At 71.3% G+C, this 25,023-nt stretch carries 20 protein-coding genes; 12 read left to right on the top strand and 8 right to left on the bottom strand.

What is annotated here, in order from left to right; genetic code table 11:
• Nucleotides 1–171: 171 nt before the first annotated feature.
• Nucleotides 172–762, bottom strand: a complete 591-nt coding sequence (locus tag CLT68_RS19315; protein WP_199177087.1) for a dihydrofolate reductase family protein — start codon at nucleotides 760–762, stop codon at nucleotides 172–174.
• A gap of 32 nt (nucleotides 763–794) precedes the next feature.
• Nucleotides 795–1,379, bottom strand: coding sequence for a DinB family protein (locus CLT68_RS19310; RefSeq protein WP_099852592.1), 585 nt, complete (start codon nucleotides 1,377–1,379; stop codon nucleotides 795–797).
• Between the two features lie 444 nt (nucleotides 1,380–1,823).
• Here CLT68_RS19310 and CLT68_RS19300 point away from each other — a divergent pair, with 444 nt between their 5' ends.
• Nucleotides 1,824–2,804 (top strand): ATP-binding cassette domain-containing protein, encoded by a 981-nt coding sequence (locus tag CLT68_RS19300; RefSeq protein WP_099852590.1) that lies wholly within the window; start codon nucleotides 1,824–1,826, stop codon nucleotides 2,802–2,804.
• Nucleotides 2,801–3,628, top strand: coding sequence for an ABC transporter permease (locus CLT68_RS19295; protein ID WP_099852589.1), 828 nt, complete (start codon nucleotides 2,801–2,803; stop codon nucleotides 3,626–3,628). Before CLT68_RS19300 ends, CLT68_RS19295 begins: the two co-directional genes overlap by 4 nt.
• A 95-nt stretch (nucleotides 3,629–3,723) precedes the next feature.
• Here the strand turns inward: CLT68_RS19295 and CLT68_RS19290 are convergent, their stop codons facing one another.
• Together CLT68_RS19290 and CLT68_RS19285 are read right to left on the bottom strand one after the other, a co-directional pair.
• Nucleotides 3,724–4,368 carry a dihydrofolate reductase family protein gene (locus tag CLT68_RS19290; protein ID WP_099852587.1) on the bottom strand — a complete coding sequence of 215 codons (645 nt, stop codon included), beginning with the start codon at nucleotides 4,366–4,368 and terminating at the stop codon, nucleotides 3,724–3,726.
• A gap of 92 nt (nucleotides 4,369–4,460) precedes the next feature.
• Nucleotides 4,461–7,688 carry a winged helix-turn-helix domain-containing protein gene (locus CLT68_RS19285; protein ID WP_099857350.1) on the bottom strand — a complete coding sequence of 1,076 codons (3,228 nt, stop codon included), beginning with the start codon at nucleotides 7,686–7,688 and terminating at the stop codon, nucleotides 4,461–4,463.
• Between the two features lie 112 nt (nucleotides 7,689–7,800).
• Here CLT68_RS19285 and CLT68_RS19280 point away from each other — a divergent pair, with 112 nt between their 5' ends.
• The 6 genes from CLT68_RS19280 to CLT68_RS19255 all read left to right on the top strand — a co-directional run bounded on the left by CLT68_RS19280 (nucleotide 7,801) and on the right by CLT68_RS19255 (nucleotide 14,775).
• On the top strand, nucleotides 7,801–8,634 hold the full coding sequence (locus CLT68_RS19280) for an ABC transporter ATP-binding protein (RefSeq protein ID WP_099852585.1): 834 nt from the start codon (nucleotides 7,801–7,803) through the stop codon (nucleotides 8,632–8,634).
• Nucleotides 8,635–8,666: 32 nt separating this feature from the next.
• A complete protein-coding gene (locus CLT68_RS19275) occupies nucleotides 8,667–9,650 on the top strand; it encodes an ABC transporter substrate-binding protein (RefSeq protein ID WP_088947779.1) in 984 nt (327 codons plus the stop codon).
• Nucleotides 9,651–9,655: 5 nt separating this feature from the next.
• The gene (locus CLT68_RS19270; RefSeq protein ID WP_099857348.1) at nucleotides 9,656–11,755 is read left to right on the top strand and encodes an iron ABC transporter permease; all 2,100 of its coding nucleotides are present in this window, start codon (nucleotides 9,656–9,658) and stop codon (nucleotides 11,753–11,755) included.
• A gap of 28 nt (nucleotides 11,756–11,783) precedes the next feature.
• Nucleotides 11,784–12,689: a siderophore-interacting protein gene (locus CLT68_RS19265; protein WP_099852583.1), complete on the top strand. Its 906-nt coding sequence runs from the start codon at nucleotides 11,784–11,786 to the stop codon at nucleotides 12,687–12,689.
• Between the two features lie 102 nt (nucleotides 12,690–12,791).
• Nucleotides 12,792–14,252, top strand: coding sequence for an SDR family NAD(P)-dependent oxidoreductase (locus tag CLT68_RS19260; protein WP_088947777.1), 1,461 nt, complete (start codon nucleotides 12,792–12,794; stop codon nucleotides 14,250–14,252).
• 46 nt (nucleotides 14,253–14,298) lie between these two features.
• The gene (locus CLT68_RS19255; RefSeq protein ID WP_099852581.1) at nucleotides 14,299–14,775 is read left to right on the top strand and encodes a heme-degrading domain-containing protein; all 477 of its coding nucleotides are present in this window, start codon (nucleotides 14,299–14,301) and stop codon (nucleotides 14,773–14,775) included.
• A 63-nt stretch (nucleotides 14,776–14,838) separates the two neighbouring features.
• On the opposite strand, the gene CLT68_RS19250 is transcribed toward CLT68_RS19255, so the two are convergent.
• Nucleotides 14,839–16,215 carry an FAD-dependent oxidoreductase gene (locus CLT68_RS19250; RefSeq protein ID WP_099852580.1) on the bottom strand — a complete coding sequence of 459 codons (1,377 nt, stop codon included), beginning with the start codon at nucleotides 16,213–16,215 and terminating at the stop codon, nucleotides 14,839–14,841.
• Between the two features lie 235 nt (nucleotides 16,216–16,450).
• On the opposite strand from CLT68_RS19250, the gene CLT68_RS19245 reads away from it, so the two are divergent.
• Both CLT68_RS19245 and CLT68_RS19240 read left to right on the top strand, forming a co-directional pair.
• Entirely contained in the window at nucleotides 16,451–17,836 is a 1,386-nt protein-coding gene (locus CLT68_RS19245; RefSeq protein ID WP_099852578.1) for a serine hydrolase domain-containing protein, read from the top strand.
• Nucleotides 17,837–17,924: 88 nt separating this feature from the next.
• A complete protein-coding gene (locus CLT68_RS19240) occupies nucleotides 17,925–19,256 on the top strand; it encodes an alpha/beta hydrolase (protein WP_099852576.1) in 1,332 nt (443 codons plus the stop codon).
• A 26-nt stretch (nucleotides 19,257–19,282) separates the two neighbouring features.
• On the opposite strand, the gene CLT68_RS19235 is transcribed toward CLT68_RS19240, so the two are convergent.
• Nucleotides 19,283–20,509, bottom strand: a complete 1,227-nt coding sequence (locus tag CLT68_RS19235) for an MFS transporter (protein WP_099852575.1) — start codon at nucleotides 20,507–20,509, stop codon at nucleotides 19,283–19,285.
• Between the two features lie 41 nt (nucleotides 20,510–20,550).
• Here CLT68_RS19235 and CLT68_RS19230 point away from each other — a divergent pair, with 41 nt between their 5' ends.
• Nucleotides 20,551–21,645 (top strand): ROK family protein, encoded by a 1,095-nt coding sequence (locus CLT68_RS19230; RefSeq protein ID WP_099852574.1) that lies wholly within the window; start codon nucleotides 20,551–20,553, stop codon nucleotides 21,643–21,645.
• Between the two features lie 30 nt (nucleotides 21,646–21,675).
• Here the strand turns inward: CLT68_RS19230 and CLT68_RS19225 are convergent, their stop codons facing one another.
• Both CLT68_RS19225 and CLT68_RS19220 read right to left on the bottom strand, forming a co-directional pair.
• Nucleotides 21,676–22,128: an Rv0361 family membrane protein gene (locus tag CLT68_RS19225; RefSeq protein WP_099852572.1), complete on the bottom strand. Its 453-nt coding sequence runs from the start codon at nucleotides 22,126–22,128 to the stop codon at nucleotides 21,676–21,678.
• A gap of 57 nt (nucleotides 22,129–22,185) precedes the next feature.
• Nucleotides 22,186–23,436: an Ig-like domain-containing protein gene (locus CLT68_RS19220; protein ID WP_199177086.1), complete on the bottom strand. Its 1,251-nt coding sequence runs from the start codon at nucleotides 23,434–23,436 to the stop codon at nucleotides 22,186–22,188.
• Between the two features lie 432 nt (nucleotides 23,437–23,868).
• Between CLT68_RS19220 and CLT68_RS19215 the strand changes: the two genes are divergently transcribed.
• A complete protein-coding gene (locus tag CLT68_RS19215) occupies nucleotides 23,869–25,005 on the top strand; it encodes a DUF1996 domain-containing protein (protein ID WP_143743206.1) in 1,137 nt (378 codons plus the stop codon).
• Nucleotides 25,006–25,023: the final 18 nt, after the last annotated feature.

Below are 25,023 nucleotides of genomic sequence, written 5' to 3'. Positions count from 1 at the left end.
GACTCTTGGCCCCAGCATGCGGTCGGGCGTGGGCCACCACATCGGGCGCGGGCAGGCGCTCTGCCGCCGCCAGCATATCGCGGCTTCGACCGCCGGTGCGGCAGCGCAAGCACTGGCCGGCCTGCACGGCGGAAGTCGAGTGCGCACCGCGAGCCGGCCGACGCCGAGCGGTCACCTCGGGACGTGGAAGCGCAGGTGCGTGACGTGCGGTGATTCGATCACCGCGGTGCGTTCGAGTTCGATGTGGTCGGTGCCGAGGTGGTCGAACAGGCGGGTGCCGGTGCCGAGGAACACCGGTACGAGTTGGACGTGGATCTCGTCCACCAGCCCGGCCCTGAGGAACTGTTGTCCTGTGGTGGGCCCGCCCATGATGAGGACGTTCCGGTCGCCTGCTGCCTGTCGCGCCTGGCGCAGCGTGCTGTGGAGGCCGTCGTTCACGAACGTGAAGACGTCGCTCCTCATCCGCAACGGGTCGCGCGACTCGTGCGTGACCACGAAGCACGGCACCGGAAACGGAGTGTCCTGCCACAGGTCCACACCGACATCGAACGTCCGTTTGCCGATCACCACGGCGCCGGTCGTGGCATGACGCTCTCGTACCTGCGCGGCGTCGACCCCGACCGGGGTGACGCCGTCAGCCGCAACAGCGCGATCCCCGTCGACCTGGAACAGCCACTCGTGCAGCCGCTCGCCGCCTCTGCCCATCGGTTGTCCGGCGGTGACGTCAGGGCCGGCGGCGAAGCCGTCCAACGACACGCTCATGCTCAACACAGTGCTGCCCATCGGTGCCCCCCTCAACGTTGAAGCTGCGCCATCTTGGAACCGACCACGCCGTCCTGCCAGCGGTAGAGGTCACGCAGCAGGGAAATCTCGGCGCCGTGATGGATCAGCTCCCTGTTGACGTGCAGGACGATGCCCTCCATGGAAAACCGTTCGGGACCCACGGTGGGCGGGTTCTCCAGGTCGGCGTCCGAGAGCTCGCGGACCCCCGCGTTCCATCTCCCGTACATCTCATCGAGCTGTTTCAGCGCCTCGTCAGCGGTCCCCGCGTAGGCGAATGTCCGGGAGTCGACCTCCTGGCCGCCGAAGTGCCATCCGACCCGATAGCCCAGGCAGGAGACGATGATGTGCGCCAGCCGCCAGGCAATCGTGGTCACCGGCGCCGGCACCGGCACCGGGTCAGGGGACGCGGAGTCCATCGCCCATTCCACCGAACCTGCCGACATCGGTGTGGCCGACGTGCCACGTGGACGGATGCTCCAGCAGTCACGCACCGGCTCCCAGAAGTACTCCTCATCGGCAAGGCCGTGCAGCCGCGGCCGCAGGTTCTTCTGCCAGTGCCGGTCCAACTGGTCCGCGATTCGCTCGCTTCTTGTCACTTCCGCAACCTACACACAACGGAGACCCGGCTACGCCCCTCGCGAACGCCGTCGCCGGCCGGTCTGCGCCGTAGCGGCTCGTGCACGGGGACAGCCGGATCACCGAGGCGGAAAGGCGGCTCGCGTCGACCTCAAGCAGCATGCTCCGGCGATCCGCGCCCGCATCCATCAGGGAATCGACGACGCCGACTACGTGACGGCACTGAAGGTGCTCCGGCAGATGATCCGGAACACGGACGGGCCGGCGGTCTGACCAGGCCCGGTGTGCGCGCGGCTTGATCGACTCGGTTTTGCTGATGTCGGGGTGTCGCGGGCGTGTGGATACCGCGCCTCTGCGAAAGTCGAGTCGATCACTGCCCTCGCCGTGATCGCTCGCAGCGCCCGTGTCAGCCGGTGTCGGTGGCTTGTCAGGGCGGTGTCAGCCGACCCGCGCAGGCTGCACGCATGACAGCTGACCTGGTGATCGAGGCCGAGGGCCTCGTGAAGAACTTCGGGAAGACGAGGGCGCTGCAGGGCGTGGACCTCGCCGTTCCCCGCGGGACGGTGCTCGGGGTGCTCGGCCCCAACGGCGCCGGCAAGACCACCGCCGTGCGCATCCTCTCCACCCTGCTGACCCCGGACGGCGGGAGCGCCCGAATCGGCGGTTTCGACGTGGTACGGGACGCCGAGCGCGTCCGGCAGAGCATCGGCCTCACCGGCCAGTACGCCTCGGTCGACGAGGACCTGACCGGACGGCAGAACCTGGAACTGTTCGGCACCCTGCTGGAGCTGGGGCGCACCGGCGCCCGGCGGCGGGCCGCCGAACTGCTCGACTGGTTCGACCTGACCGACGCCGCGAACCGGCAGGCCAAGACCTACTCCGGTGGCATGCGGCGGCGGCTGGACCTGGCCGCCAGCCTGGTCGGCTCTCCCGACGTGATCTTCCTGGACGAGCCGACGACCGGGCTCGACCCGGCCAAGCGCGAGGACATGTGGGACGTGGTCCGCTCGTTGGTCGGCAACGGCTCGACGGTGCTGCTCACCACGCAGTACCTGGAGGAGGCCGACGCGCTCGCCGACGCGATCACGGTGATCGACCACGGCCGGGTCATCGCGCACGACACCCCCGAAGGGCTCAAGCGGGTGGTCGGCGGGCAGACCCTGGAGGTCCGGCCGTCCGATTCGGCGCACCTGGCCCGCACCGCGGCGATCCTGACCCAGGTCGGCTCCGGCGCGCAGGCCGACGAGATCCGCAAGGGCGTGCTCGCGGTGCCGGTCACCGACGACGCGGCCCTGACCGAGAGCGTCGCGCGCTTCGCCGCCGCCGGCATCGCGGTCACCGAACTCTCCCTGCACCTGCCGAGCCTCGACGAGGTGTTCTTCACCCTCACCGGGCGTACGGCGTCCGTTGACGACACCACCCGCCCCACGGAGGTCGCGGCATGAGCACTCTGATCGACACGGCGCCCACGAGAAGCCGCGCGCTCTCGACAACGACCCCGAACCCCCGCCCGTTCCGGCTGGTTCGGCACTCGTTGGCGCTGGCCAAACGCAGCCTCATCAAGACCTGGCGTACGCCCGAGGCGCTCATCGACGTCACGCTGCAACCGGTGCTGTTCCTCATCATCTTCGTGTACATCTTCGGTGGCGCGGTCGCCGGATCGACCCACGACTACCTTCAGTTCCTGCTGCCCGGCATCCTGGCGCAGACCATCGCCACCGGTGCCATCGCGATCGGCGTCAATCTCAACACCGACATCGCCAAGGGCATCTTCGACCGGTTCCGGTCCCTGCCGATCCCCCGCTCCGCACCACTGGTCGGCGCGGTCCTCGGCGACGTCGTCCGGTACGTGATCGTCACGGTCTCGACCCTCGCGATCGGCTACCTGATGGGCTTCCGGATCGACACCGACCCGTTCCGGGCGATCGCCGGGTGTCTGCTCGCGGTGCTGTTCGCGCTCTGCCTGAGCTGGCTGCCGGTCTTCGTGTCGATGAAGGTGCGCACCCCGGGTGCCGTGCAGGGTCTGATGTTCGCGCTGATCATGCCGCTGAGCTTCGCGTCGAACGTGTTCGTCGGCGCCGACACACTGCCGGGCTGGATGCAGGCGTTCGTGGACATCAACCCGATGACCCACCTGGTGGCGTCGGTACGCGGACTGTTCCTCGGCACGCCGGTCGGCAACCACGTGTGGTGGACGCTCGCCTGGTGCGCCGGCTTCGTCGCGGTGTTCATGCCGCTGGCGCTGCGCGCGTACCGCAAGAAGATCTGACCTGGTCACGGCGTCGGCACCTCGACCTGCCGACGCCGTGGCCGAATGCTGGCCCGGCTGGATTCACCGCCGACGGCAGCAACACCCGGACGGCGTCAGTCGTCGCGCCCGACACCACGATCGGGCGCGGACATGTCGCCCGTCCGGGGTGTGCCGTCGGCGATCCCGTAGCGCAGGTGAACGGTGCCCTTCGGACTCGCGACCGGCGGTTCGAGGAGCGTCACGTTGGTGGGCACCGCGCCACCGTCGAACACCTTCTTTCCGACGCCGAGCACGATCGGGTGCACCCAGAGGTCGAGTCGGTCGAAGAGTTGCTCGCGCAGCAGGGTCTGCACCAGGTTCAGGCTGCCGACGACCTTGATGTGCTGGTGCCGGTCACGGATCTCGCGCACCGCGCCCGCCAGATCCGGGCCGAGCTGTGTGGAGCCGGCCCAGGAGAGGTCGGGTGCGCCCCGGGAGGCCACGTACTTGGGGATGCGGTTGAAGAGGCTGGCGATGGCGTTGTCCTCGCCGCCCTCCTGGTGCGGCCAGTAGGCGGCGAAGATGTCGTAGGTCCGCCGACCGAGCAGCAGGGCGTCCGTGCCCTCGTACGCGGCGGCGACCTGCGCCCCGGCGACCTCGTCGAGCAGGGGCGCCTGCCAACCGCCGAACGCGAACCCCTCCGGGTCCTCCTCGGGGCCGCCAGGCGACTGCCCGACCAGGTCGAGGGTGGCGAACAGCTCGATGTGGATGAGGCCCATGCCCTGCTCCCGATGATTTCGTCGGCCGGCCGGAAGGTGGACCAGCGGCTCACCAGCACACCGGTCCGGGACGCCGCACCGTCACTTCCCGCTCACGATAGACCAGGGTCCGCGCCCAGCTGCGACTTTGACACAGGCTCTTGGGCGAGCAGGTCGTCCATCAGCTCGCGGACCCGGGCGACGGTCGCGGAGACCGACCGACCGCGCCACACGGCCACCAACGACTCGCGTTGCTCCTCGTCCCCGAGGGCGGCGTTGAGTCGTTCGGCGTCGCCGGGTGGGAAGAACGTCCCGGCATGGGTGCCGATGCGCGTCGCGAGCGCGAACAACTCGCGAGCCGCCGCGACGTCGCCCCGGTGCGCGGCGAGTTCGGCGCCGCCCTGCGCCCATGCCCCGATGACCGGCAGGTCCCGTGAGGAGAGCGCCTCGTCGCTGGCGAGGGTCAGTGCGGCGGCCGCGCGCGCGTCGGCGTTCTCTCCCGGCACCGGTCGCACCTGCGCCACCCGCAGGTGCAGGACCGCCACCGCGACCCGGAGCATGGCGCGGGGTTGTGGCGGCGGGCCGGTCCAGCCGGCCAGGATGCGGATCACCCCGTCGCCGTACGCCCGGGCCTCGTCGTACCGCTCGCGTTGCCACGCCACGTGGGCCAGCCCGAGGCACGCCACCGCGGCGTCCACGGCCTCGGCTTCGCCCGGCGCCGCCGTCTCGACCAGTCGCCGCTCGGCGTCCCTGTCGCCGGCCAGGGCGAGTTGCACGTCCAACCGCACCCGGATGGACCGGGCATCCTGCGTGGCACCGATCAGCTCCATGTGGCGGACGCTGCGCGCCAGCCACTCGGCGGACCGCGCACCCTCGCCCGGCACCAGGAACTGCCCGACGGCACCCGCCGCCATCGCCATGCCCCACTGGTCACCGGCCATCTCGAAACGACGGTAGGCCTGCTCGGCGTCGACGATCGACGCCTCGTACATGCCACCGTTCTCCCGGACCGCGGCGCGGGCGAACAGGCCGAGCCCCTGCACGTACGGGTCGGGATGCCCGACCATGCCGACGGTGCCCTTCATGCTCTCCTCCGGGTCGACGGCGTCGAACAGGGGTAGCGCAGTCGCGATGACGGTCAACCGGGACGACACCTCGTCCGGCCGTTCGGCGAGGACTGTCCGAAGTGCCCGACGGGCGAGCACGGCGAGCCGGAGGTCGCCGCTGATGCCGGCGTTGACCCCGATCAACAGGCACATCCAGGCCAGCCGGTCGGCGTTGGGCAGCGGTCTGCCGCTGCGACGGCCGAAGGTGATCGCGGAGTGGAGCCGTCGCTTCGGGTCCTCGACGTGCAGCAGACCCGCCGCCCACCCGGACACCTCCAGGTGCAGTCCGCGAACCGCCCAGAGGTGGAACAGCGCGGTGGCGATCTCGACGGCGGCCGGCTCGTCGTCCTGCCCGAGTGCCCAGCGCAGACCCGCGACCAGGTTGTCCTGCTCGTCGGCGCAGCGGGTGAGCGCGTCGATCTGGCCGGGGCCGACGAACTGGTCGGCGAGCGCGACCGCCTGCTCCCGCGCCCACTCGACCAGGCCGTCCATGGCCAGACCCCGTGCACCCACCGCGTCGAGGCGGGCTTCGCCGTACTCACGGACCGTTTCGAGCATGCGGTAGCGCGGTGGACCGTCCCCCTCGACCAGGGTCAACAGGGACTGTTCCACGAGTGTCGCCAGGCCACGACGGACGTCCGGGGTCTGGGCGACCGCAGCGGCGAGGTCCGCGGTGAACGGCGCGGGGATGACCGCGACCCGCTGGAGCAGGTCACGGTCGTCCTCGGCGAGCAACTCCCTGCTCCAATCGACCATCGCCCACAGGCTCGCGTGCCGCTCCGGCAGGCCGCGCAGGGCGTCGTCGAGCAGCGCGAAGCGGTCGCTCAGACCGGCGAGGACGTCGTCGATCGGCATGCTGCGCAGTCGCGCGGCGGCGAGTTCGAGTGCCAGCGGCAGGTTGTCGAGCCGGTGGCACAGTGCGAGTGCCCGCGTCGTATCCCAGGTGGGCACCGCGCCACCGGCCCTCGCCCGGGTCTCGATCAGGGCGAGCGCGTCGCTGTCCGGCAGGGCGGTCAGCCGGTGGACCAGTTCGCCGGCGAGGCCCAGCGGCGCCCGGCTCGTCGCGAGCACGGTGACCTCGGGCGAGGTCACCGCGACCAGGTCAGCGACGACGGTGGCCACCGCGTCGAGGACGTGTTCGCAGTTGTCCAGCACCACCAACCCGTCGAGGTCGGGTGCCACGGCGCGAAGCCGTTCCTCGGGGCTGAGCACCCGCCGCTCCAGGCCCAGGTTGCCGCCGGTCGCCGACGTGTCCGCGCCTCCGAGGGCCGCGAGCACCGTGGGCAGCACCTCGTCGGACGAGCGCAGGCCAGCCAGTTCGATCACGCGTACCGACCGCCCGGCCGCCGCCGTGCGACGCGTCACCTCGGCGGCAAGACGGGTCTTGCCCGCGCCGCCGGCTGCCACGATCGTCACCAGAGGCGCGTCGGCGAGTCCCTCCACCACGGCCGCGACGTCGCGTTCCCTGCCGACGAGGGCGGTCATCGGCCGGCGCCACGCGGCGGGCAGGGCGATCCGCATCGGCTGCCGGGGCGAGGGCTCGACGGCCGAGGTGGTCAACTCGCCGCGCAGCAGCGCCAGGTGGACCTGTGTGATCACGGGTGACGGGTCGGTGCCGTACCGGTCGCCGAGTTCGGCCCGGAGTCTCTCCACCACCTCCAGCGCCTCCGCCTCCCGTCCCTGAGCGGCGAGGACCCGGACGAGCAGGGCGGCGGACGGCTCGTCCGGCGGTGTACGCGCGACGAGCCGACCCAGGTCGACCTCGTCGAACGGGCCAGCGCCGGCGAGTGCCGCCTGTGCGCGCAGCGCGGCGACGTCCGCGAACAGGCGGGTGTCCTCTGTGGTGTCGAGTTCGGGGACCTCGGGGAACAGGGCTCGCGCCTGATCGGCAGTGCTGCGGGCGGCACCGGCCTCGCCCGCCTGGAGCGCGGCGCGCGCCCGGTCGACGATCGCGCGCGCCTCGACCGCGTCGACGGTGATCTCGTCAGCGGGCAGCCGGTATCCGCCCGGCACCGCGACCACGGGCAGACCGAGACGACGTACCCGGGACACGAGCGCCTGGACGGCACCGGTCGCGTCGTCGGGTGGCGCGCCGTCCCACACGGCGTCCGTGAGCAGACTCGTCGACACCGCCCGTCCACGCGCGTCGACGAGCGCGCGGATCACCGCGGCGAGCCGTTCACCCCGGACCGGTCGGCCGTCGACGGCGAGTGGGCCGAGGGTCGTGATCTGCACGGAACCAGCATCCCCCACGCGTGCACGGACCCGACCACCGACGCTCTCCCCGCGCACCACGACTCCGGGACCGGCTTGACACGCGGGCATTTCCTTAGGTTAGCCTCACCTAATGCAGAGCGAGTTGGCGTCGGCCAACGGGGAGCGCAGCCTGTCCGGCGTCGACCTCCGTCTGGGCTACCACGGTGTGCCGGTGGTGCACGGTGCCATGATCAGCCTTCGTGCGGGTGCCGTGACCGCGCTGGTGGGGCCCAACGGAAGCGGCAAGTCCACCCTGCTGCGGGCCCTGGCCCGGCTGCACCCGATCCAGTCCGGCATGGTCCACCTCGCCGACGGCGTCACCGCCGCCAGCCTCCCGTCCCGGGAGTTCGCCCGTCGGGTCACGCTGCTCGCCCAGAGCCGGCCGGTGCCCAGCGGGGTCACCGTCCACGACGTCGTGGGATACGGCCGCCACCCCTACCGAGGGCGCTGGCGCGCGGAGGATCCGAACGGTCCGGCGGCCATCGCCCGCGCCATGGACGTCACCGGCGTCGCCGCAATGGCCGATCGACCCGTCGACGAGCTGTCCGGCGGCGAGTTGCAGCGGGTGTGGCTGGCCACCTGCCTGGCCCAGGACACCCCGGTGCTGCTGCTCGACGAGCCCACCACGTTCCTCGACCTGCGCTACCAGGTGGAGATCCTCGACCTGGTCCGTGACCTCGCGGACGACCACGACGTCGCCGTCGGCGTCGTGCTGCACGACCTCAACCAGGCAGCCGCCGTGGCCGACGAGGTGGTCCTGCTGCAACAGGGCCGGGTGCGCGCCACCGGCACCCCCGCGGCGGTCTTCACCGAGGACGCCCTCACCGAGACCTACGGGATCCGCATCGAGGTGACCACCGATCCGATCAGCGGACTGGTCACCACCCGCCCGGTCGGGCGGCACGCGATCCGCGCCCTGGTCTGAACACCCCTCATCCCCAGCAGAGAAAGACCGTCATGACCCGTACCCGTTTCACCGCCCTCCTCGCCGTCGTGGCCGCGTTGACGCTCGGCGCCTGCGGCACCACCGAGAACGCCGCGGCCCCCGAGACCTCATCCTCGGCGGCCGGCGGCCCGGTCACCCTCACCGACAGCCGCGGCAAGGAGATCACCCTCAAGGCCCCGGCGACCAAGGTCGTCGGGCTCGAGTGGGGCGAGGTCGAGATGCTGGTCAGCCTGGGCGTCATGCCCGTCGGTGTCGCCGACCCCAAGGGCTACGGCACCTGGGTCACCTCCGCGAAGCTCGACCCGGGTGTCAAGGACGTCGGCACGCGCGGCGAGCCCAGCGTCGACTCGATCGTCGCCCTCCAGCCCGACCTCATCGTGATGGAGGACGACCGGGGCGCCAACATGGTCAGCCAGCTGGAGAAGTACGCCCCCGTCGTGGTCGCCAAGGGCAGTGACGCCACCGACAACCTCGGCCGGATGCGCGCGGACCTCAACATGATCGCGAAGGCCGTCGGCAAGACCACCGAGGCGGAGAAGCTGCTCGCCGACTTCGACGCGGCCATCGCCGACGGCAAGAAGAAGATCGCCGACGCGGGCGCCGCCGGCCGTCCGTTCGCCATGGCCGACGGCTGGAAGGAGGGCAGCACCGTCAGCATCCGGATGTTCGGCAAGGGCTCTCTCGTCTCCGAGATTGGCACCCAGCTCGGCCTCACCAACGCCTGGACCGGCAAGGTCGACGAGGCGTGGGGTCTCGGCCAGACCGACGTCGAGGGCATGACGGTCCTCAAGGACCCGAACCTGCGCTTCTTCTACAACGCCTCCGACGGCGACGACGTGTTCGCCGACGGTCTCGCCGGCAACGCCATCTGGAAGTCGCTGCCCTTCGTCCAGAAGGGCAACGTGCGCAAGATGCCCAACGGCATGTGGACCTTCGGCGGCCCGCTCTCCGGCAAGCAGTACATCGACGAACTCGTCAAGACGTACGCGGTGTGAGCGTGCTGAGCGCACCCCCACGTCCGGAGCCGGCCACCCGGCCGGCTCCGGGCGGACGCCTGGCCGTCCCCCGCGTCGCCGCTGTCTTCGTCGCCGCGATCCTGCTGCTGCTCGTGGTGGGCGCGGTGCACCTGACCCAGGGCACCTCGACGGTCGGCGCCCTCGACCTGCTGCGGCTGGCGACGGGCGCCGACGACGAGGCGGCCCGCGTCCTGCTCGCCTCCCGGTTGCCCCGCCTGCTCGCCGGGTTGGCCATCGGCGTCGCGCTCGGGTTCGCCGGCGCCGCGTTGCAGTCGATCGCCCGCAACCCACTCGCGTCCCCCGACACCCTCGCTGTCAACGCGGGCGCCCACCTGGCGATCGTCGCCGTGGCCGCGTTCGGCGTCTCGCTGCCCGCGCTGCCCGCCGGTGGCCTCGCCTTCTGCGGAGGGCTCGCCGCCGCCGGCCTGGTGATGGCGATGTCCTCCGGTGGCCAGGCCGGCACCACCCGACTCATCCTCGCCGGCTCGGCGACCGCGCTGGCCCTCGGGTCGGTGACGACCCTGCTGCTGCTCCTGTTCGAGCAGGCCACCATCGGTCTGTTCGCCTGGGGCAACGGCTCGCTGGTGCAGAGCGACCTGACGGCCCTGACCCAGTTGGCCCCGGTGCTCGTCGGCGCCGTCGTGGTGCTGATGCTGCTCGGGCACCGCCTCGACATCCTCGCCCTCGGCGACGACACCGCGACCGTGCTCGGTCTCAACGTGCGGCGTACCCGGCTCACCGTCATGGTGCTGGCCGTGCTGCTGTCCGCCGCGGCCGTCACCCTCACCGGCCCGGTCGGTTTCGTCGGCCTGTGCGCCCCGGTGATCGTCCGGCTGCTCGCCCCCGTGGTGCCGGGGGTGCACCGGCACCGGATCCTGCTGCCGTTGTCCGGCATCGCCGGGGTCATCATCGTCCTCGGCTCCGACGTGCTGCTGCGCGCCGTGATGGGCGGGCAGGCCGGTGTCGACATTCCCACCGGCGTGGTCACCACCCTGTTCGGCGCGGCGATCCTCATCTGGCTGGCCCGCCGGCACCGCGACGCGGGCCCCACCCGCCGCCCGCCCGGCGGGCACGCGGCCGTCCGCTCCGCCGCCTTCCACCGCAGCGTCCTCACCGTCACCGCCGTCCTGACCGTTGGCGCCGTGGCGGTCGGCATGCTCGCCGGTGACACCTGGGTGCTGCTCGGTGACGTGCTGAACTGGCTCAACGGCAGCACCGGGCCCGCGTACACCTTTGTGCTGGACCAGCGGTGGCCGCGCGTCGCCGCGGCGGTCCTGGCCGGCGCGGCGCTCGCGGTGGCCGGCACCACAGTGCAGGCGGTCTGCCGCAACCCTCTGGCCGAACCCGGCATCCTCGGCATCACCGCCGGCGCCGGGCTGGGGGCCGTCTCACTGCTCACCTTCGTGCCGCTGGCCGGGGTGTGGGCCGTCTCCGGTGTCGCCGGGCTCGGCGCGATGCTGGCCTTCGCCCTGGTGTACGGCCTGGCCTGGCGCGGCGGACTGAGCTCCGACCGGCTGGTGCTGATCGGCTTCGGCGCCTGGCAGGGCGGCATGGCGGTCATCACCTACCTGGTCGTCGCCTTCGACCCGTGGAACACCGGCAAGGCGTTGACCTGGCTGTCCGGCTCCACCTACGGCCGGATGCCCACCCAGGTGCTGCCGGTGCTGATCGCCCTGCTGGTGCTCACCCCGGCCGTGGTCGCCGCCCGTCGCGAACTCGACCTGATGGCGCTGGACGACGACACTCCCCGGGTGCTGGGCGTCCCCCTGGAACGCACCCGTCTGATCGCGCTCGGCGCGGCGGCGCTGCTCACCTCCACCGCTGTCTCGGCCGTCGGGGTCATCGGCTTCGTCGGGCTGGTCGCCCCGCACGCCGCCCGGGCGCTCGTCGGTGGCCGGCACTCCCGGGTGCTCCCGGTGGCCGCGCTGCTCGGCGCGGCGCTGGTCAGCATCGCCGACACCGTCGGCCGGACGCTCATCGCTCCGGCCCAGATTCCCGCCGGCCTGGTCACCGCCATGATCGGCGCCCCGTACTTCGTCTGGCTGCTGTGGCGGTCACGCGCAAAGACGACCAACACCCGGTAGACGCCGGACCGAACCCGGAGAGGCACCCATGACCAACACCCTGCCCATCGCCCCGTGGCGCGTGTTCACCGTCACCGTCCGTGCGGTACGCCGACTCAGCCCGTCTTTTCTCCGGGTGACCTTCACCGGAGTGGACCTCGACCGCTTCGCCGACAACGGCTACGACCAGCGCATCAAGTTGGCGCTGCCGCTGCCCGACCAGCGCGGGGTGGATTTCCCGGAGGGGGCGGACTGGTACGCGCAGTGGCGGGCGCTGCCCGAGCACCGGCGTAACCCGATCCGCACCTACACCGTGCGGGCCGTCCGACCGCACCTGGCCGAGGTCGACGTCGACCTGGTGCTGCACGGTGACGGCGGGCCGGCGACACGCTGGGCGCGGCGGGTGGGCGCCGGCGACCAGATCGCCATCGTCGGGCCGGACTCCGGATACGACGGCAACCACGGCGGGGTTGAGTTCCGACCGTCGGACGGGAGCTGCCTGCTGCTGGCCGGGGACGAGACCGCCGTGCCGGCGATCGGCAGCATCTGCGAGCGACTGCCCCTCGACACCCGGGGCGTGGTTCTGCTGGAGGTGCCCGACGGCGAGGACGTGCTGCCGCTGGTGGCGCCCCCCGGCGTCGAGATCCGCTGGATGACCCGGGGTGTCGACGGGTACGGCAGCCGGCTGGTGCCCGCCGTCGCCGCCGCGGCCGACCAACTGCTGGTGCCCCGCGCGTCGGCGACCAGGCAGCCTGTCCCGGACGTGGACGTGGACACCGAGATCCTCTGGGAGGTGCCCGAGGAGGTGGCCACGGCGCCGCTGTACGCGTGGCTGGCCGGGGAGGCCGGCGTCATCCGCACACTGCGCCGGCACCTGGTCGCCGAGCGAGGTCTGGACCGGCGGGCGGTGGCCTTCATGGGCTACTGGCGCCTCGGCCACGCCGACGCCAACTGACGCACGAGGTGCGTCGCAGGCCGCACGGTGCGTACAGTTTCGGGTCGGACTTGGGGCGAGCCGGCTGGATCCGGCACGGGATACGGGACGAGACAAAGACGCATGACGGTGGACAACATTACCGAAAACGGTCAGGACGGCATTGACCGAAGCCGGCTGGAGGCCTGCCTCAGCGTCTTCGAGGCGTTGGAGGCGCTGCCCTCCGACCACCCCGACGTGGTGCGGGTCCAGCGGGCCACCGCGCGGCTCTACAAGGTGATCAAGCAGAGGCGACGCGAGGAACGGCGGGACGCCATCCTCGCCGCCGACCGGGCGGTGACGGAGGCCACCGCCACCGGCGCTCCGGGACGCATCGACGACGAGACCCAGGGCATCCCGCTCGCCACCTCCGTCGCGGGCGAGACGGCGGGCTTCCTGCACAACCCACGCGGCTGCTACGTCTGCAAGCAGCGCTACCGCGAGGTGGACGCCTTCTACCACCAGCTCTGCCCGTCCTGCGCCGCGCTCAACCGGGAGCGCCGCGACGCCCGTACCGACCTGACCGGGCGGCGCGCCCTGCTCACCGGCGGCCGGGCCAAGATCGGCATGTACATCGCTCTGCGGCTGCTGCGCGACGGCGCCCACACGACGGTGACCACGCGGTTCCCGCACGACGCGGTCCGCCGGTTCGCCGCGATGCCCGACAGCGGGGACTGGCTGCACCGCCTGCGCATCGTCGGGATCGACCTGCGCGACCCCGCCCAGGTGATCGCCCTCGCCGACTCGGTCAGCAGCCAGGGCCCCCTCGACATCCTGATCAACAACGCGGCGCAGACCGTCCGCCGCTCCCCCGGGGCGTACGCGCAGCTCATCGCCGCGGAGGCCGCGGCCCTGCCGGACGGCCCGCTGCCAGAGCTGATCACCTTCGCCAAGCCGGACGGCCAGGGCGGCCCGGTGGGGAGCCTGACCGCCGCGCCACAGTCGACGGCGCTCACCCCGCACGCGCTCACCGCACTGGCACTCACCAGCGGTTCGGCCTCGCCGGAGCGCATCGCGGCGTCCACGGCCATCGACGCCGGTGGCCTCGTACCGGACCTCGACTCGGTCAACAGCTGGGTCCAACGGGTGCAGGAGGTGGACCCGGTCGAGTTGCTCGAGGTGCAACTGTGCAACGTCACTGCGCCGTTCGTGCTGGTCAGCCGGCTGCGCCCGGCGATGGCCGCGGCGGCGGCCCGCCGCAAGTACGTGGTGAACGTGTCGGCGATGGAGGGCCAGTTCGGCCGGGGCTACAAGGGGCCGGGGCACCCGCACACCAACATGGCCAAGGCCGCGCTGAACATGCTGACCCGCACCAGCGCCGAGGAGATGCTGACCGACGGCATCCTGATGACCAGCGTCGACACCGGCTGGATCACCGACGAACGCCCTCACCCGACGAAGATGCGACTGGCCGACGAGGGCTTCCACGCCCCACTGGACCTGGTCGACGGCGCCGCCCGGGTGTACGACCCGATCGTCCGTGGCGAGCTGGGCGAGGACCTGTACGGCTGTTTCCTGAAGGACTACGCACCCTGCGCCTGGTGATCGCCCCGCGCCTGGTGATCCGCCCCGTTCGACGAGGAGAAGAAACATGTCAGCTGACCGTGACGCGTGGCCGACCCTGGACGAGCTGTTACGCGAGGAGGGCGAGCTGGAGCTCGCGGGCCTGTCCGAGACGGACGCGTACGAGCTGGGGATGCTCGCCGTCACCGCCGCGACCGAGCAGCGGTTGCCGGTCTCGGTCGGGGTGTGGCGGGCCGGACGCCAACTGTTCCACTGTGGCCTGCCGGGGTCGACGGCCGACAACGACGCGTGGCTGCGCCGCAAGGGTCGGGTCGTGATGCGGTTCGAGCACTCGTCGCTGTACATGGCCCGGTTGTGCCAGGACAAGCAGGTGACGCTGGCCGAGAGGTACGGCCTGCCGGCCTCGCGGTACGCGGCGGCCGGTGGCGCGGTGCCGCTGCGCGTCCGTGGCACCGGCGTGGTGGGCTGGGTCGGTGTCTCCGGGCTGCCGCAGCTCGACGACCACCGTTTCGTCGTCGACGTCCTGCGCAAGCTCCCCCGCTAGACGATCGGACCCGGCGGCCTCGTCACGAGGTCGCCGGGTCGTCAGTGCTCAGGTGCGGGGTCGTCAGCGGGCGCGTCGGTTGGCGCGCAGCGCGCCGAGGAGCACGCCGGGCCGGGCCAGCGCCCGTGGGTGCTCGCGCATCGAGACCACGTCGTTGAACCGGCGGGCGGTCGCCACGTCCGTGACGGTGGCGGCGATGATCTGCCGACTCGCCCAGCTGGAGATCCGGTAGCCGCGCGGGTAGGGCCCGTCGACGTGGGGCAACGCCAGGTCGGCGGAGGTCGAGATCGACCACGCCGCGTCGACCACCACCTGTTGCAGCGCGAGGAAGTGGTGCGCGGGCGCCCGCAGATCGGGGCCGGACCGCAGATACATCGACAGGCAGGCCGCGTGCAGGGCCGCCGACGTCATCCCCTGCCCGTACACCGGGTTGAACGACGCGACGGCGTCGCCGACGCTGACCAGGCCGGCCGGAAACCGCTTCAGCGCGTGGAAGTCCCGTCGCCGGCTGTCAGCGTGGTGGTAGGTCTGGACGTCGCCGAGCATCTCCTGGTCGGCGAGCTCGCCGAACTCCGGTGGGAACTGCTCCCGCAGACGGCGGACGAAGTCCTCCGCGGTGCGCCCCGGGCGGTTGTCGCCGTAGCCGGCCATCATGGCCATCCACCGGCCGTCCTCAATGGCGAAGAAAGCGGCCCCGGCCACGTCCAGCCCCATCTGCGGGGTGTGCAGCGCCAGCACGACCGTCGAGGGCGGGGTGACCGCCGGGCGTCGGAACAGGGCGGTCGCGTAGTTGAGGTGCGTGGTCATCCGCCGGGTGACCGGCCGGTCCCAGCCGGCCTGCTCCAGCCAGTCCGAGAGTCGGCTCGACCGCCCCATGGCGTCCACCACGAGGTCGCCCCTCTCGACGCCGACGACCCCGCCGACCTCGCAGCGGACACCGGTGACCGCGGCGCCCTCGAACACGAGGCCGGTGGCTCGGGCGGTGACCGTCTTGACGTTGGGCAGCCGCAGCACCTGCTGACGGATCAGCCCCTCCAGCAGCGGCCGGCTGCCCGCGAGGCTGTCGGCGTCGTCGGGGACGACGACCTTCGCGCGGCCGTCGAGGTAGTTGCGCCGGGCCTCGGGCGGCGCCTCGATCGCCCCGTGCGTCAGCGCCTCTTCGCGGAATCCGGGGAACAGGCGCTCCAACTGGAGAAGGCCGCCGGGCAGCAGCGCGTGCAGTTGCGTCCCCTGGGGGACGCCGGGCCGGGCGCCGGGCACCTGGGGGTCGTCCCGGTCGATGATGACGACGCTGTCGGCGTGATCGGACAGCACCCGGGCGGCCAGCAGGCCGGCGACGCTGCCACCGACCACGACGGCCGTACCCATCATCGGGGCGGCCTGGTCAGGGGGTCGAGCCGCGTTCAGCTCTGCGAAGACCCGGGATGGGGAGAGGGACATCGTGCTCTCCAAGGGATGCGAGGTGTGTGCCCTCCGCCGTGCCCGCCAGCGTTCGGTGCGCGGTCGGACCGGTGGACGGTCGTTCGGCGTGACGCTCGCCGATCGTCGCACAACCCCACGGTTGTCGACCGACCGTGTCCGGCAGGTGACCACTTGTCGGCCGATGGGATGGACGACATCGACGTTCGGCCGGCCCGGTTGGCGTGCGTCAGTGTCAACTGTCACGATCTCCGGCATGCTCGTTGCGCGTCGTACTCTGCTGGGGGCCGGCCTGGCCGCTGCCACCTCCGCCATTGCCGGGTGCGGCGACAGTGGCTCGCCGGACCCGGGTGTGGCCGGTCCCGGTGACGCGGTGACCGCGACCGACGCCGCCGGCAACCGGGTGGGTTTCGGCGCGGCGGGGAACGCCACGTCGCCGTCGGGCTCTCCGAGCGCCACCGCGTCCCCGAGCGGCGCCGCCGCGCCGGCCGGGCAGGCCCGCTACGCGCAGGACGTGACCGCGCTGCTGCGGCGGCACCTGCCCGCCACACCGCAGACCGTCCAGCACAAGGGCTTTCCCGGTGCTGTCGCTGTCGTCCTGGTCGACGGGAAGACAACTGTGCACACCGCGGTCGGTGAGGCGCTGCGCTACGGCGCGGGCCCCAAACTGCTCGCGGCGGGCCAGCGCGTCGAGATGCGCCCCGACTCCGTCTTCGACCTCGCCTCGGTCACGAAGGTGTACACGGCCATCCTGCTGTTGCAGCAGGTCGACAAGGGACGCGTCGACCTGGGCGCGCCGGTCCGCGACTACCTGCCCGCCTTCACCGGCGCGGGCACCGAGCGGGTCACCGTCGAGATGCTCCTCACCCACACCAGCGGTCTGCCCGTCGGCGCCAAGGTCACCGGGCTTGCCGACAACGCGGCTCGCTGGAACGCCGTGCTCACCACCGGGCTGGTCTCCGATGCCGTGCCCGGCAACACGTTCCGCTATTCCAGCGTCGGGCTCATGGTCGCCGGCAAGATCGTCGAGAAGGTCACCGGCCAGCGTCTCGACCAGGCGCTCAAGAGCGGCCTCACCGGCCCGCTCGGCCTGCGCGACACCGGCTTCAACCCGAACACCTGGCTGTCCGGCAGCGCGAAGGCCGGTCGTCTCGTCGCCACCGACGCCCGCTCGTCGCGGGGTCTGCTCCGGGGCACCGTCCATGACGACGTCGCCAACCACCTCGGCGGTGTGGCCGGCCACGCCGGCATCTTCGCCACCGCCACCGACCTGGCGGCGATCGGTCAGATGCTCCTCGACGGGGGCACTTACCAGGGTAAGCGGGTCCTCTCGGCGGCGACCGTACGCCGGATGCTCACCAATCAGAACTCCGGGAAACCCGCCGTCGACCCGGAGCGGCCCAATCGGACCGCGGCCCACGGTCTGGGAGTGGTGCTCAACCAGAGCTGGTTCATGGGTCGGCTCGCCTCGGCCCGGACGTTCGGCCACACCGGTTTCGCCGGCCCCTCGCTCCTGGTCGACCCGGGCCGCAGACTCGTCCTGGCCCTGCTCACCAACCGCGCGCATCCCAACTGGAGCTGGGCGAACCCCGACCCGGTCCGCGCCGCCGTCGGCGACCTGCTCGCCAAAGAGGTCAACTGACCGAGGAAGGTGTGGACCGCCGCGCCTCACCCTGACACGATACTTGCGCTAACAGTGCACATACTTTGTCGCTCAGGGTGGAGGACCGATGCACACGTTCCGCCGGAGACTGCTCTGCGTGCTGGCCGGAGGCGCCCTCGCGGTCGGCTTGTCCGTCGCCCCCGTTCCGCTCGCCGCCGCCGACGCCGCAGCCACGCCGACGTACCGCCCAGTGATCTTCGTGCACGGCAGCGCCGGGTCGGCCTCGCAGTTCCAGACCCAGGCCAAACGACTCGCCAGCAACGGCTACCCGATCGACATCATCGAGGCCCACGAGTACGACTCGCCGAACATCGCCACGATCCTCCCCCAGGTGTACGCGGGGCTCGACACGCGGATCTCCCGCCTGCTGGCGACGACCGGCGCGGACAGGGTCGACCTGCTCGCGCACTCCCTGGGCACCTTCGTCCTGCAGGGTTACCTCACCAGCTCACCGGCGCGTGCCGCACGGGTCGCGCACTACGTCAACCTGGACGGGCGCACCGCGACGTCCCCGCCGGGCGGTGTGCCGACGCTCGCGATCTGGGGTGAGGGCGATCCGGCCCGCGCCATCGTCGGCGCGACGAACGTGCACCTCCCGGACCAGTCCCACACGCAGACCGTGTCGTCGGCGGAGTCGTTCGGCGAGATCTTCCGCTTCCTTCAGGGTCGCGCGCCACACACCACACGGATCGTGCCGCAACTCTTCGGCACGGCCCAGGTCTCCGGTCGCGCGGTGCTCTTCCCGAGCAACGTCGGCGTCACCGACGCCACCCTGGAGGTCTACCCGGTCAACTCGCTGACCGGTGGTCGATTGTCGGACCGGCCCACTCATCGGCTGCCCCTGAGTGGCGACGGCGCGTTCGGCCCCGTCCCGGTGCTCGCCACGGCCCGCTACGAGTTCGCGATCGTGCGCGCCGGCGCGCCGACGCACCACTTCTACGCCCAGCCGTTCCTCCGCTCGGACTCGTTCGTCCGCCTGGCGACCAGCGTGCCGGGCGAGGGACTCGGCGCGCTCGTGGACACCAGCGACCGGCACACTGCGCTGACGATCCAACGCCAGAAGGAGTGGTGGGGCGACCAGGGCGACGCCGGTGACAACCTCTGGATCAACGGCCGGGATGTCCTGAACGCGGCGAACACGCCGCGGGTCAAGCGGACGATCGCCATCTTCGCGTTCGACGACGACAGCGACGGCGTGACCGATCTGACCGCTCCCCTGCCGGAGTTCTTCAGCCAGACCTTCATCACCGGCGTCGACCTGTTCATCCCGTCGACGCCGGCGCACCTCGGCCTGGTGCGGATCACAGTTGGCCAACGCGGCGGCGGGTACGACGTGATCAACCTGCCGAACTGGAGATCGAGTGCCCATCGCGTGACAGTCAGCGTCGACGACTTCTGACCCCGGCCGCGGGCGGCCCGGTCACGTCAGCTCCCGACGGTGGCCGGGACCCGCTCACGCGTACGGCGTCCGACGGCGAAACTGACCATCCCCAGGGCCAGCCCGACGATCGCCAGGACGACGCCCACCCGGGCCGGCGCGAGGTAACCGAGCCCGGCGGCGATGGCGACGCTGCCCAGGGCCGCGCCCAGACTGTTCGCGATGTTCATGGCGGACTGGTTGAGCGCCGCGCCCATCATCTGCGCTCGGGGGGCGACCGTGATCAGGCGCGCCTGGAGGACCGGCCCGAGATAGAGGCTTGTCGCGCCGACCAGGAACGCGCCGACGAACAGGCCGACGCGAGTCGACGCGACGAGGCTGAACGCGGCGATGCTCACGGTCATCGCGACGAAGCCGATGACCATGCTCCGTTGCAGGTCACGGTCGGCGAACCAGCCACCCAGGGCATTCCCCACGGTCATGCCGAGCCCCACCGCGACCAGGGCCCACGGCACCGTCGCGGCCGAGAGGCCGGCCACGTCGGTGGTGACCGGCGCGATGTAGGTGTTGACCGCGAAGAACCCGGCAAACCCGACCGCCCCCGTCGCCGCGACCAGCCAGACCTGCGAGGACCGCAGCGACCTCAGCTCGGCCGCCGGCGAGCCGTCGACCGTCGCGGCGACCTCCGGCACGACCGCCAGCACCGCCAGCAGCGTGAGCACGAAGACACCGGCGATGACCAGGTACGCGACGCGCCAGTCGGCCGCCTGCCCGAGCCGGGTGATGAGGGGTACGCCGACCACGTTGCTCACGGTCAGGCCGCTGAGCACTGTGGCGAAGCCGCGGGCCTCGTTGCCGGGGCCCATCAGGGTCGCCGCGAGCAGACCGGCCGCCCCGAAGTACGCCCCGTGCGGCAACGCCGCCGCGAACCGGGCCACCAGCACCAGGTCGAAGGTGGGTGCGATCGCGGAGGCGACAGTGCCGACGGCGAAGAGCGCGAGCAAACCGAGCACGAGCTTCTTGCGGGGCAGGCGGGCGCTCAGCGCGGCGATCAGGGGCGCGCCCACGACCACGCCGAGGGCGTAGGCGGTGATCGTCCATCCCGCTCGGGCGACCGCGTCCGAGGACGACCGGGCGTACTCCTGCGGGAGCAGGCCGCGCGCGATGTCGGGCAGCAGGCCCATCGCCGCGAACTCGGTCAGGCCGATCGCAACGCCACCCAGTGCCAGCGCGACCAACGCCGCCGCCCGTCGACCTCTGCTCAACTCGATCACTGAAAAAATTTAGCAACAGCGTTGCGTAATAGGCTGGTGAGATGACCCGCATCACTGCCGACGTGAGCTTCCTGCGCGGCTACAACCAGGCACGGGTCATGGCACTGGGGCGCGCCGTGCGAACGTTCGAGCGGTCGACCGTGGTCGAGGCCACCGGGCTGACACCCCAGGCGGTCTCCAAGGTCATCGCCCGCCTGAGCGCCGACGGCCTGATCCGTACCGCCGGTGTGCGCCGTACGGGCATCGGCAAGCCCGCGGTCGTCTACGAACTCGTCCCCGACAGCCGGTACGCGATCGGCGCGCACGTGGCCCGGCGCACCCTGCGGCTGGTCATGGTCGACCTGGCCGGCACCGTGCACCACTCGACGGTCAGCCCACTGCCCGGCGACTTCACCCCGGAGCAGCTGCTCGACGCCCTGACGGCCGGCATCGACGCGATGACCGGCAGCAGCGACGTCCGGGGCCGGCTCACCGGGGTGGGCATCGGCATGATCGGCCCGCTGGACCACGCCAACGGCCTGGTCCGTGACGCCCACGGCCTGCGGCACTGGCACGACGTACCGCTGCGCGAGATCGCCGAGAAACACCTCCGCCTGCCCGTCCACCTCGACAAGGACGTCACCGCCGGGATCACGGCCGAGGCCTGGCGCCACGGTGCCACGTTCGGCGACGCGGCACTCATCATGATCGAGTCCGGCATCGGTGGCGGATTCTGGCTGGGCGGCACGGCCCACCGGGGCGCGCACACCAACGCGGGCGAATTCGGCCACACGGTCGTCGACCTGAACGGACCTCGCTGCGTCTGCGGTCGCCACGGGTGCCTGGAGATCGTGCACAGCCAGGCCGCCGATGCCGGAGACATCGACCGGGCCGCCCACGTCGTGGCGGTGGGCGTGGTCAACCTGCTCCAGACACTCGACCTCGCCCACGTGGTGCTCGCGGGCGCGGATCTCCTACGGCATTCGCGGACCTACCTCGCGGCGGTCACCGAGGCCGTCCAGGCCGACGCGCGACGCGCGGACTGGCTCACCACGAAGGTGACCCTGTCCAGCCTCGGCGCCGACGTCATCGCCGCGGGCGCCGCCATGCAGGTCCTCGACCAGCACTACGGCGTGCCGGAACTCGCCCCGGCCTGAGCCCCGACCACCGACTCGCCGGGTCGTCGCTCACTGGCAGACGCGCCACTCACCGTCCTCCTTGACCAGCACCATGGTCTGCGTCATCCGTGCACCCGTGGCCTCCTGGACCATTTCGACGGTCGAGGTCCCGGTGACACGCCCATTGGAGTTGTTGACGAACACACCGACGATCTCGTAACTGCCGATCTTCAACTGGGCGGCCTGGATGCGGGCGAAATCGGCCTGCGTCATGGTCTCGCGTATCTCCCCGCACAGCCGCCCGTACGCGGCCGGGTAGTTGCCGGCCCGCACGTCGTCGATGTACGCCGCCGTGGCCACCCGGACCGGTTTGACGGCGTCCTTGATGGAGCGGTAGAACCAGAACCCGCCGCAGACGCCGACCACGCAGCACACCGTCAACACCACGCCAACGACGATCAGGACGGTACGAGTCGTCCGGTGGGGCTTCCGGCTGGGAACCATCATCGGCTCGTACGTCATGACCCGGAGGGTAAGGACGTCCGGCAAGTGCGTTGAGTCTGTCGGACACCTGCCGGTTCAGCCGCCGGAGGCGGAGGGACCGGACGTCGGCGAGCCGCCGCCGACCGCGTCCGCGTGCGGCACCGGGGTCGGAGCCGGTCGAAGAGCGGCGGGTACCGGCAGGGCGCTGCCCTTGACGAACTGCTCCCAGCTGGTGTTCCAGGCCGTCCACCCGTTGCCCGGTTGCAGCCGGACCTCGGTGCCGGTGAAGGTGACCAGATCACCGATCTGCGTGACGCCCATCAGCCAGTCGGCGGCGGCAGCCGAGACGTTGGTGCAGCCGTGCGACACGTTGCGGTGTCCCTGATCCGACACCGACCAGGGCGCTCCGTGGATGAACTCGCCGCCCCAGGTGAGCCGTTGGGCGTCCTGGACGTCCACCACGTAACCGCCGTTGGGCTCGCCGCGCGTGTCGAACCTGGTGCGCTGGTGCTTCTCCATGATCACCATTTTGCCGCTGGAGGTCGGCGTGCTCGGCTTGCCGAGGCTGACCGGGATCTTGCGGATCAGCTTGCCGTCGCGCAGCACGCGCATCTGCTTGGTGGCGTTGTCGACCTCGATCGCCACCTGCCGCCCGATCCTGGACGTCGCGGTGCGGTCGGCGTCACCGACCCGGTTCCGGCCGATCGGCAGACCCTGCAGGCCGGCCCGGACGCTGATGGTCGTGCCCGGCCGCCAGAAGTCCGGAGCGCGGTAGTAGACCTGACTGCCGTCGTCCACCCAGGACCAGACACCCGGCTGCGGTGGGTTCGTGGTGACGAACAACCGGCGCTGCACATCGGCGCGAGCCGCCTTGGCAATGGGCGGATCGAAAGCGAGGGTCACCGGCATCGCCGTGCCGTACGTCCGTCTGTCGGCGAAATACAGCGTGCTGGTCACCTGCGGCTTCGTCGACGTCGCCATGGTGGTGAAGGTCGTCGTGCGGGTGGTGGTCACCCCGGAGTCGCCGGTAGCGGTCACCTCGGCCGTGTAGGTGCGCTGGGGCTGCAACGGAACGGTCGGCACCCACGCCGAGCCGTCCTCCCGTGGCTGCGCCCTGACCAACATCCCGTCGTCGTCGGCGATACGCACGGCGGTGATCGTCCCGCCCTTGACGAGCACCGCGACCTCGGCGCTGAGCGGCACGTTCCGGGACCGGTCGGCGGGCGTGAGGGTCAGCTCCGGCGACGGCACCTTCCGTTCGGCGGGCCGGGCGGCGGGCTTCCGCTCGACGGTGCATCCGCCGAGGACCAGGGGTGTCGCCGCGACGGTCACCACCACGAGCGCCATTCGCCTTCGTAAACCCATCGAACGTCTCCCGGCTCTACGTGCTTTCCGTGGCCGCAATTCTCTCCGCGTCCACGGCGCCGCGCGCTGTTTTGCGGAAATCACGAAGCGAAGGTGGGAAGGCGCGGCCGCGCTCACCATCCGCAAGGCCTTCCTGCGCAAGGCACGCGGCAGCTGCTGACGAGACGCGGCGCTGGCCATCAGCCCGTCGCGCCCGGCAACCCCGGACGCCCAGAAGTGGAGTGCCGGCGGAGTCGCCGATTACAGTTTTTGGAGAAGAATCAGGGAAATGAGATTCAATCGACAGCGCGGCGGCTCCGCAAAACTGATCAAGCAATTGCTGAGCGATATTTAAGGCAGATTTAATCGTTGCGGTTGTGAACGACCAGGTGGGCGACTCGTACTCTTCCTTCTCGGAAGAAAGGTGCGCCCCCCTTGATAAATCTGCGATCCACCCCTCGACACCGTCGTTCCGTCACCGCCCTGCTGCTGGTGAGCCTGGCGCTCGCCGGCGGATGCAAGGAGGTTCCGGGCACTCCCGGTGCGTCCGGCCCATCCGGCGACACCGGCATCGGCTCGTCCGGCCCTGAGGCGCCGACGGACACCGCCCCTGCCGACCCGTCGGTCACGCCGAGCGCTCCGGGCACGTCCGCGACGCCGTCCACCCCGGGCAAGCCGACCACCCCGTCGACCGGCACCGCCCCGCCCACCGCGTCCGGGGGCTGGATCACCATCGACGCCGCCGCGCAGGCAGCCGCGACGAAGGCGTTCTTCGCGCGCAAACCCAAGCCGGTGACCGGCAACCCGGTCAAGGTCCCCGAGTTCAATGTCGGCTGCAAGATCAGCCACCACAACAGCGACGACCCGATCGTGCTGCCCAAGCTGGTCGGCGGCTCACACAACCACACCTTCTGGGGCAACCGGTCGACCGACGCCAACTCGACCGCCGAGTCGCTGCGGGCGTCGAAGGCGACCACCTGCAACTCGCCGGACGACCAGTCCGCCTACTGGGTGCCGACGATGTACCAGAACGGCAAGGTCGTCGACCCGACGGAGGTGACCGTCTACTACGGTTCCCGGCTGAAGGACCCCAGCCGGACCCAGCCCTTCCCGTTCGGCCTGCGCATGATCACCGGGAACGCCAAGAACCAGGTCGACACCCCGGACAAGCAGGGCAACCACTTCTGGTGCGCCGGCATCGGAGGCGAGGTCGGCCGTAGCGCCGACAAGACCTTCCCGGTCTGCGCCAGGACCGCGCACATCGTCCGGCAGATCACCTTTCCGGACTGCTGGGACGGCAGGCACCTGGACAGCCCGGACCACAAGGCGCACATGGCCAACGGTGACCCCACCGGGGCCTGCCCGAAGAGCCACCCGGTGCCGGTCCCCTCGGTGTCGTTCGTGATCTCGTACCCGTTGAGCGCGAACACGGACGGCATCACCCTGGCGTCCGGCACGTCGTTCTCCATGCACGCGGACTTCTTCAACGCCTGGAAGGACGAGGCGCTTGCCGCACGGGTGCGCAACTGCCTCGACCAGGGCGTGAAGTGCAACTCGGCCGGTAACTTCTAGCCGATCCGGCACGGCGGC

Source organism: Micromonospora sp. CNZ299 (assembly GCF_002754415.1).
This window is presented reverse-complemented; position numbering and strand designations above follow the sequence as displayed.